The 7,954-nt window shown below is 68.4% G+C and carries 8 protein-coding genes and 2 pseudogenes; 6 read left to right on the top strand and 4 right to left on the bottom strand.

Annotated features, from left to right (window positions below):
• The 4 genes and pseudogenes from ACIQ2E_RS10200 to ACIQ2E_RS10215 form a co-directional block, all read left to right on the top strand.
• Positions 1-202 (top strand): annotated as a pseudogene (locus ACIQ2E_RS10200) (hypothetical protein); the annotation flags it as partial.
• 10 nt (positions 203-212) lie between these two features.
• Positions 213-1,073 (top strand): hypothetical protein, encoded by an 861-nt coding sequence (locus ACIQ2E_RS10205; protein ID WP_398329808.1) that lies wholly within the window; start codon positions 213-215, stop codon positions 1,071-1,073.
• Positions 1,060-1,782 carry a phytanoyl-CoA dioxygenase family protein gene (locus ACIQ2E_RS10210; RefSeq protein WP_398329811.1) on the top strand — a complete coding sequence of 241 codons (723 nt, stop codon included), beginning with the start codon at positions 1,060-1,062 and terminating at the stop codon, positions 1,780-1,782. Before ACIQ2E_RS10205 ends, ACIQ2E_RS10210 begins: the two co-directional genes overlap by 14 nt.
• Positions 1,772-2,563: a phytanoyl-CoA dioxygenase family protein gene (locus tag ACIQ2E_RS10215; RefSeq protein WP_398329814.1), complete on the top strand. Its 792-nt coding sequence runs from the start codon at positions 1,772-1,774 to the stop codon at positions 2,561-2,563. The genes ACIQ2E_RS10210 and ACIQ2E_RS10215 overlap by 11 nt, the downstream gene beginning before the upstream one ends.
• Here ACIQ2E_RS10215 and ACIQ2E_RS10220 read toward each other — a convergent pair.
• Positions 2,539-3,255 (bottom strand): hypothetical protein, encoded by a 717-nt coding sequence (locus ACIQ2E_RS10220; RefSeq protein ID WP_398329817.1) that lies wholly within the window; start codon positions 3,253-3,255, stop codon positions 2,539-2,541. The two genes, ACIQ2E_RS10215 and ACIQ2E_RS10220, sit on opposite strands and share 25 nt — an antisense overlap.
• On the bottom strand, positions 3,252-4,130 hold the full coding sequence (locus ACIQ2E_RS10225; protein ID WP_398329820.1) for an alpha/beta fold hydrolase: 879 nt from the start codon (positions 4,128-4,130) through the stop codon (positions 3,252-3,254). The genes ACIQ2E_RS10220 and ACIQ2E_RS10225 overlap by 4 nt, the downstream gene beginning before the upstream one ends.
• A 57-nt stretch (positions 4,131-4,187) precedes the next feature.
• On the opposite strand from ACIQ2E_RS10225, the gene ACIQ2E_RS10230 reads away from it, so the two are divergent.
• On the top strand, positions 4,188-4,499 hold the full coding sequence (locus ACIQ2E_RS10230; protein ID WP_398329823.1) for a hypothetical protein: 312 nt from the start codon (positions 4,188-4,190) through the stop codon (positions 4,497-4,499).
• A 214-nt stretch (positions 4,500-4,713) separates the two neighbouring features.
• Here the strand turns inward: ACIQ2E_RS10230 and ACIQ2E_RS10235 are convergent, their stop codons facing one another.
• Together ACIQ2E_RS10235 and ACIQ2E_RS10240 are read right to left on the bottom strand one after the other, a co-directional pair.
• The gene (locus ACIQ2E_RS10235; protein WP_398329825.1) at positions 4,714-5,265 is read right to left on the bottom strand and encodes a methyltransferase family protein; all 552 of its coding nucleotides are present in this window, start codon (positions 5,263-5,265) and stop codon (positions 4,714-4,716) included.
• Complete coding sequence (locus tag ACIQ2E_RS10240; protein ID WP_398329828.1) at positions 5,225-6,562, bottom strand: cation:proton antiporter; 1,338 nt, start codon at positions 6,560-6,562, stop codon at positions 5,225-5,227. The genes ACIQ2E_RS10235 and ACIQ2E_RS10240 overlap by 41 nt, the downstream gene beginning before the upstream one ends.
• Before the next feature lie 96 nt (positions 6,563-6,658).
• Here ACIQ2E_RS10240 and ACIQ2E_RS10245 point away from each other — a divergent pair.
• Positions 6,659-7,954: pseudogene (locus tag ACIQ2E_RS10245) on the top strand (phosphoketolase); the annotation flags it as partial.

A 7,954-nucleotide genomic window follows, 5' to 3' on the forward strand; every position in this document is an offset into this window, starting at 1 on the left:
TCGCGGCGGCAGGTCACCGGTTGCGGCGCAGCCCTTGCAATCGGTGGGCCTGGTGCCGCCCCGGGCAGGGGAGGCACTGCTGTTCAACGCCGGTGAGCATTGGCACCGGATTCGGCCCTGCCAGGGCCCGCAGCCGCGGCTGGTGCTGGGGGGATTTCTGCGGCTGGATCGCAGCCGGCGCCAGCTGCTGGCCTACGTGTGAGGGCGCCGCTGTGATCCCTCCACTCGGGCACCTGGGGCTGTTCGAATACAGGCTGAGCGAGGCCCACGAACCGATCCGGATCCCGGATCTATCGATGCCGATGCCGGATCCGAAGGCGGTGGCCCAGCAGCCGGCCTGGGAGCAGCTGCAACCCCTGCTGGCGCTGGTGAACAGCTGCCTGCGGCAGTGGCCCGATCTGCTGGCAGACCCCTGGCTGGAGTTCGATCAGCCCGGTGAGGGCTGGCCCGGATTATTTCTGCGCCTGCAGCGCCCCGCCGCGCAGGGGGAACTGCAGGAGCTCGCGGCCAGCCTGAGCAGCGTGATGTCAGCACCGCCGCTGGAGGCACTGGCTGCTCTTGCTCTACCCGAGGGGGTGCGGATGTCCCATCTGGGGCTGTTCCAGCCGCGGCCAGGGCAGCGGCAACCCGCCTGGCGCTGCAACCTGGTGGGGCCGGCGGCGGCCCAATGGGGCTGGCTGCACCAGCAGCTGCCCGGCGCCGTGACTCAGCTGCAGGCGGCGGGGCTGGAGCCATTGCTCCTGGCCGAGCCAGCGGCCATGGCGTGGTCGGCCTGCTTCGACTGGCGGGCGACGCCGCAACCGCGGCTGGGGCTGGAGCTCTATCCCCCCGAGCGACTGCAGCAGGGCAGTGGCGAGGGCGACCCCGCTGCCCTGGCTCTGCTGGAGCTGCTCACACCCTGGTGCCCCAACGGCAGCCTGGAGCGCACACGGCAGTGGCATCGCCGCCGGTTGAGGGAGCGCTTCCAACCAGGGTTCAGCCACCTGAAGCTGGTGGCGAATCCCAACGATGGAGCCGGCGGCGGCGCTGCAGTGCAGCTCAAGCTCTACCTTCTGGCCCATGCACCTGTCTGAGGCCCAGCTGCAACGCGATGGCTTCTGCCATCTGCCTGGGGCCCTCAGCCCGCAGGCGATCAACCAGCTGCTGGCACAACGAGAGGCCATGCAGGCCTACATGCAGCGCAAACAGGCGCAAACCGAAACCCTGTGGTTCCTGCACCGGGAGATCCCGGCTCTCCAGGAGATCTTCACCCATCCCACCCTGCTGGCTCGGCTGGCTCGGCATGTGGGCCGCCGCAGCAGCCAGATCCAGCTGCTGGGCACCACGCTCTACTGCAAAACCCCCGGCTGCAACGGCACGGCCTGGCACCAGGACGGCCGGTTCATCCCCAGTGACAGCTTGCAGGCCTTCACCCTCTGGGTGCCGCTGCATCCGATCGACGGCGACAACGCCCCGCTGGTGTTCTTCGCCGGCACCCAGCGGTTCTGCCTGATCGACCAACCGCTCGCGAGCGACCGCTGGCCAGATGGCGTCGACCCCCACACCACAGCCGTTGTCGCGGCACCGCTGGCCCTGGGGGATGCAACCCTGCACCAGCTCTGGACCCTGCATGGCTCCCTGGCCATGGCGGCCCCCAGCGAGCGGCAGGCGCTGATCGTGAACTACCTCACGGCCCCGCTGGTGCTCAACCCCATCGCCAGGGCCGGCGGCGGCGCCATGGCACCGCTGATCAACCAGGTGCGGCAGTGGAATCTCGACACGCTGCAGCGCAATGCCGACTGACCTGCAGCTGGAGCTGGAGCAGTGCGGCCATGGGCGCTGCGATGGGCTCTGGCCAGCCGAGCGGCTCGCCGCTGTGCGTCAGGAAGCGGAGGAGCTCTGGCAACAGCAGCTGAGCAACAGCGGTAACGCGGCCCAACTGGAGCGCACCGGTGCGGATCCCCATGGCTGCGAGTGGCGACTGAGCCCGAAGCACCCCGCCATCTGGGCGCTGCTCACCAGCGGTGCACTACCCCAGCTCGTGGCGAAGGCCACGGGCTGGCAGGCCCTGCGCCCGCTGCACTTCGGCGTGCTGCGCAAGCAACCCGGCGCTGCCATGACCAGCTGGCATCGCGACAAGGACGTGATCCCCAGCGATGCGCCGATCCTCACCTGCTGGATCCCATTCACGCCGGTGCAGGAGGGCAGCGGCCTCTACTACGCGGAAGGCACCGCCCGGCTGGAGCCCCAGGAGGGCTGCCTCAACGACGAGAACGGACTGAAGCCACTGCTCTTGCAGAGCGGTATGCCGATGACGAGCACCAGCGCTTTCCAGCCGGGGGATGTGGATCTGCACAACGGCGTGGTGTGGCACTGCGGCCTGCCCAACCGGATGGCGGAGCCCCGGCTGGCCCTGGCGGCCTGCTTCATTCCAGACGGGGCCCGGCTCAATCCCGATCCGATCGGGTTCAATCCAGCTCGAGGCGCCACGCTGCGCCGCCGCATCCGCGAGCTCTATTTCCCGCAATTGGCGCCAGGGGATCCCCTGCAGGGGGAGGCTCACCCCGTGATCCGGCCCAGCTGAAAACAGCAGCGCCGCACCGCCTCCAGGCAGGAGCCATCGGTGTGGAAGCAGCCGCTGAGGGGTGGGAGCTCAGGCCACGGTGGCAGCCGCATCGCGCTGGGCGGGCTGGTGTTGGCGTGATGGCGGGCCGGCAGCCGCTCGGTGAGCTGATAAGACTGCTGCCGCTCCTGCACCAGGGTTTGAAACGCCAGCCACACGGGTAGCCAGTAGGCGCTCAGCTGCTGCGGGCTTGTGGGATCGGCAGGCATCAAGGCCGCGAGGGCCGGATCGCTGCGCACCACAAACCCGCGATGCAAGCCCAACCAGCGGCGGCGGAAGGGGTCAGCAGCAAAGCGAAGACTCCAAGCCACGATGCTCGCCAGCCAGGGGCCGGGGGAGCGGCAGAGCCAGCGGGGCTGGATCCGCAACCCGGGAGCACCGGAGGCGGAGAGATCCCAGAGCACGGCATAAAGGGAGGTGGTGACGTCCCAGGCACCCTCCAACCCACGGGCCCGCTGAAGCAACCACGCCTGCCGGCGCTGTGGGAAATCAGGGCGATGGGCCAGGGCCCCCAGGTGCAGGAGCTCTTCCACCTGCCATTCGTGATGCGCCGGCTCCGCTTCGCTCTGCAGCCAGAGGCTGAAGCTGGTGCTGCCGGTTTTCGGCAGGCAGAGCACGGGCCGGTAAAGCAACGCCCCGGGCGGCTCGGTCATCGCGCCGGCAGAGTGGCGAGCCAATCCAGCATCGCCCGGTTCACCTGATCCGGCACCTCATCGTGGGGGCAGTGGCCGGCCTGCAACACCACTTCGGTGGTGTTGGCCGGAGCGTGGCGCTGGAACGCACCGCGGCGGCCGGCGGCATTGATCCACGGGTCGCGGATGCCCCAGAGCAGCAGCAGTGGTGCCTGCAGCTGGGCGAACAGCGCATCGAGGGGTTGGCCGCGGGGGATGTCGAACACGGTGCGAAACACCCCGAAGGCCCCAGGGTCGCGGCTGGGCCGCAGGATCGACTCCACCAGCTCGTCGTCCACGTTGGTGGGGTTGACATACACCTGCTTGAGAGTGCGGCGCACATTGCCGGGGCGCCGCATGTTCTCGAACAGCAGCCGCTGCAGGATCGGGCTCTTGAGCAGGGCGCTACCGATGGTGCGGCGGGCAATGGCTCCCCATCCCTGCGGTTCACCCTGCTCATCGGAGAAGGGGCCAGCCGCGTTCAGCAGCACCACGCCGGCACATTGATCGCCCAGGGCCGCACCCGCCGCCAGGGCCGCATAGCCGCCGAGGGAATTGCCCACGAGCACCGTGGGCCGGCCGATGCGCTCACGCACGTAGGCCACCAGCTGATCGCGCCACAGCGCACCGCCATAGCGAGGGCCCTCGGGCTTGGCACTGCGCCCGAAACCGAGCAGGTCGAGCGCATGCACCTCGTAATTCTTCGCGAGCACAGGGATGTTGAAGCGCCAGTGGTCGGTGGAGGCACCAAAGCCATGCACCAGCAGGATCGCCGGGCCCTTCGCCGCACCCTCCGGCGCACGGCTGAGGCTGTGGATCGGATGGCCCTCAAAGGTCCACGCCGCGGCAATGGTCACCGGCAACACCAGGCTGGGTGGTGGATGCTAGGGAGAACCCACCTGCCCTCTGCCCTCGTGCCCGACTGGATTCCCGAGAGCTGGGCATTGTTGCTGCCGGGCAGCGCGCTGTGGGCCCTGGCCCTCTATCTGCCCCTCAGCGCTCCGCTTTCGCGCCTCGAGGAAGCCCTCGCCGCAGGACCTCTCGATGAAGGCAGCCAACTGGTGGCCCTGGTGGTGAGCAGCCTGCTGCTGGCCCTGGGCGCCGGCGTGGTGATCAATCTGGTGCTGGGTTGGGCGTTGGGCCCGGGCTGGGGCACCAGCCTTGGCCTGGTGGCCGCGCTCTACGGCCTGTTCTGGGGCCTGGCTGCGGCCAGCCGTAACGAGTAGGGCACCGCCGCGCCCCAATGCCCGTCGTTCAGGCCCTCATCCCACACCAGCTCAAGCCTTTACCGACAAACCAGCGACCACTTTTCACCACAAACCAGAAGCAATCCAGAATTCTGTACGGACTGCACGGAATCCTGGGCACTTGGACGTGGGAGCCCCAGGGAACAGCAACGCAGCACGTGGGCACCCGCTGAGGTGCAGCCGAACCTCAGCCTCAGCCCCGCCAGTCGAGCCACGGCAGACCTGGAATGATCGCGGGAGTGGCGGCGCGGTAGCTGGCGTAATCGGGGTGCAGCCTCAGCAGCATCCGCTCCTCGCGCCGGGCCTTACCCCCGAGCACAGCACAGAGCCCCAACAGCAGCGCCAGGTGCAACAGGCTGCCCAAGGCCAACACCACCCCCAGCGAACAGAGCAGCACCGCCTGATACAGCGGATGGCGGCAACGGGCGTAGGCGCCGCTTGTCACCAGCTCCGCTCCGGGTTTGGGATCAGGCAGAGGCGTGAGGCTGGGCCCCAACCGCCAAAAAGACTGGGCCGCCAACAGCAGCCCCACCACAAACAACACGGCCCCAGCCAGGGCCACCGGCAGCGGCCAGGCATAGCCCCAGCTGCCCGGAGCCGGCCAGGGCGGCAGCAGGTGCGCCGCAATCAGCAGCAGCTGTACCAGCAGCCACCACTCGCCGTGGCGGTTATCCAACCAGCCGGCCCAGCTGAACTGCCAACCCTCAAGTGGGGATTTCGGCGAGGGGGTCGAGGTCGGGTCCATCGCTCTTGCCAGCCAGCACCAGTCTGAGCAGCACCGGCGCCAGGAAGGTGGTGCCGATCACCATCAACAGAATGGCCGCCTCCAGGGCCGGACTCAGCAGCTTGGCCTGGGTGCCGAGGCCCAGGAAGATCAGGCCTACCTCGCCGCGGGGCATCATCCCCAGGCCCACCACCAGGCGCTTGGTGGGCTGGCTGGAGAGGAAACACCAACCTGCCGCCACCTTGCCGGCGATCGCCACCACCAGCAGGAAGGCTGCCACCACAAGGCCGGGGCGGTTGGCCTGATCGAGCGGGTTGAGCACCGAAAGATCCATGCCGGTGCCGATCAGCACAAAGAAGATCGTGGCGAAGAGGGCCACCACCGGCTTCACGGCGGCCTCAATCGCGTGGCTGTGGTTCGACTTGCTCAGGATCAGGCCGGCGGCAAAGGCCCCCAGCGCCGCCTCCAGGCCGATGGCCGTGGCGGCGAAGCAGCAGAGGGTGAGCACCACAAACGAGGCCACGGCCACATCGCCGGGGGCCTTGAGCCGATCGATCACCCAATCGAAGCCAGGGGCTGCGCTGCGGCTGAGGCCGATGGCCGCCACCACAAACACCACCGCAGCGGCCACCAGCTTGAGGATCGGGCCGATCTCCAGGCTGCCGCCACCGGCAATGCTCACCACCACCGCCAGGATCACGATGCCGAGGATGTCGTCGAGCACGGCGGCACCGATCACGATCTGGCCCTCGCGCGAGCGCAGCATCTTCAGTTCGCCGAACACGCTGGCGGTGATGCCGATGCTCGTGGCCGTCATCGAGGCGCCGGCGAACACAGCCGGGATCACATCCACATGGAAGAAGGCCATCAGGCCCGCTGTGCCCAGGGCAAAGGGCAGCGCCACACCGGCCACCGCCACCGTGGTGGCCTGAGCGCCCACGGCCACCAGCTCATCGAGATCGCTCTCCAGGCCAGTGAGAAACAGCAGCGCAAACAAACCGAGGGTGGCCACCGCCTGCAGGGAAGGGAAACTCTCGGCGTAGAGGTGACTCACCACATCCGCTGGCACATCCGCCAGCGATCCCACCAGCTGCAGCACGCCCTGACTGAGGGCCGCCTGGGTTTCCGGCGGCACGATCAGATGCAGGCCGCTGGCGCCGATGATCACGCCGGCGATCAGCTCCCCGAGGATCGTGGGCAGCTGCCAGCGCACCAGCAGCTCCGCCAGCAGACGGGCGGCCACAAAAATCACCAGAAAGCGACCCACCCCAATCAGGGTTTCGGCCACCTCGAGCTGGTGGGCTCCGATCTCGGGCATCAACGACGTGGGCAATTCCGCACGAGAGTCTCGCCCTGGCAGGTCATCCCCTGTGACAACGGCTACGTTCCGGCCAGAGCCTGAGGGTGCGTCCCCATGACCCTGAGCCAAACCAGCCCTGCCCCACACCTCGCCGGTACGGCACTGGAGCAACTCGACGCCTGGTGGCGGGCCGCCAACTACCTGGCGGTGGGGATGATCTACCTGCAGGACAACCCGCTGCTCAGCGAGCCGCTGCGGCCCGAGCACATCAAAAATCGTCTGCTGGGCCACTGGGGGTCAAGCCCGGGCCAAGCCTTCATCTGGGCCCACGCCAACCGGGTGATCCGCGAGCAGAACCTCGACATGATCTACCTGTCGGGACCAGGGCATGGGGCACCCGGGGTGCTCGGGCCCACCTATCTCGATGGCTCCTATTCGGAGATCTATCCCGACAAATCGCAGGATGCGGCGGGGATGCGGCGCTTCTTCAAGCAGTTCTCCTTCCCCGGCCACATCGGCAGCCACTGCACCCCGGAAACCCCCGGCTCCATCCACGAAGGCGGCGAGCTCGGCTACGTGCTCTCCCACGCCTGCGGCGCGGTGTTCGACAACCCTGATCTGATCGCCCTGGCCTGCGTGGGCGATGGGGAAGCAGAAACCGGCCCGCTGGCCACCAGCTGGCACATCAACAAGTTTCTCAACCCGATCTCAGACGGCGCCGTGCTGCCGGTGCTGCACCTGAACGGCTACAAAATCGCCAACCCCACCCTGCTGGCCCGCATCCCCCGAGATGAGCTGGCGAGCCTGATGCGCGGCTACGGCTGGGAGCCACTGTTCGTGGAGGGCAGCGAGCCCATGGCCATGCACCAGGCGATGGCCGCAGCCATGGATGAGGCGACCGGCCGCATCCGGGCCATCCAGGCGGAAGCGCGCCGCAGCGGCGAGGCGCAGCGGCCCCATTGGCCGATGATCGTGCTGCGCTCCCCCAAGGGCTGGACCGGGCCTGCAGCCCTGGGCGACAAGAAGCTCGAAGGCTTCTGGCGGGCCCACCAGGTGCCCCTGCCCGATCCGCGCCACGACACGGCCCAGCTGCAGCAACTGGAGAGCTGGCTGAAGAGCTACCGCCCCTGGGAGCTGTTCGATGAGCACGGCAGCCTCAAGCCCGAGCTCCAGGCCCTCTCCCCCCAGGGGACCCGCCGCATGGGCTCCAACCCCCATGCCAACGGCGGCCTGCTGCGCCACAAGCTGCAGCTGCCGGCGATCGCCAACTACGCCGTTGCCGTGCCGCAACCGGGGCGCGTGCAGCACGAGAACACGGCAGTGCTGGGTGAATTGCTGCGCGATGCGATTGCGCTCAACCCCGATTCACTGCGGGTGTTCGGCCCCGATGAAACGGCCTCCAACCGTCTG

The sequence above is a fragment of the Vulcanococcus sp. genome (assembly GCF_044369115.1).
Lineage (GTDB): Bacteria > Cyanobacteriota > Cyanobacteriia > PCC-6307 > Cyanobiaceae > Vulcanococcus.

Bases quoted from the DNA above. Each gene is read 5' to 3' on its own strand.
- ACIQ2E_RS10235 (WP_398329825.1), bottom strand. From the start codon at position 5,265: ATGGACCCGACCTCGACCCCCTCGCCGAAATCCCCACTTGAGGGTTGG.
- ACIQ2E_RS10210 (WP_398329811.1), top strand. From the start codon at position 1,060: ATGCACCTGTCTGAGGCCCAGCTGCAACGCGATGGCTTCTGCCATCTG.
- ACIQ2E_RS10220 (WP_398329817.1), bottom strand. From the start codon at position 3,255: ATGACCGAGCCGCCCGGGGCGTTGCTTTACCGGCCCGTGCTCTGCCTG.
- ACIQ2E_RS10240 (WP_398329828.1), bottom strand. From the start codon at position 6,562: ATGCCCGAGATCGGAGCCCACCAGCTCGAGGTGGCCGAAACCCTGATT.
- ACIQ2E_RS10215 (WP_398329814.1), top strand. From the start codon at position 1,772: ATGCCGACTGACCTGCAGCTGGAGCTGGAGCAGTGCGGCCATGGGCGC.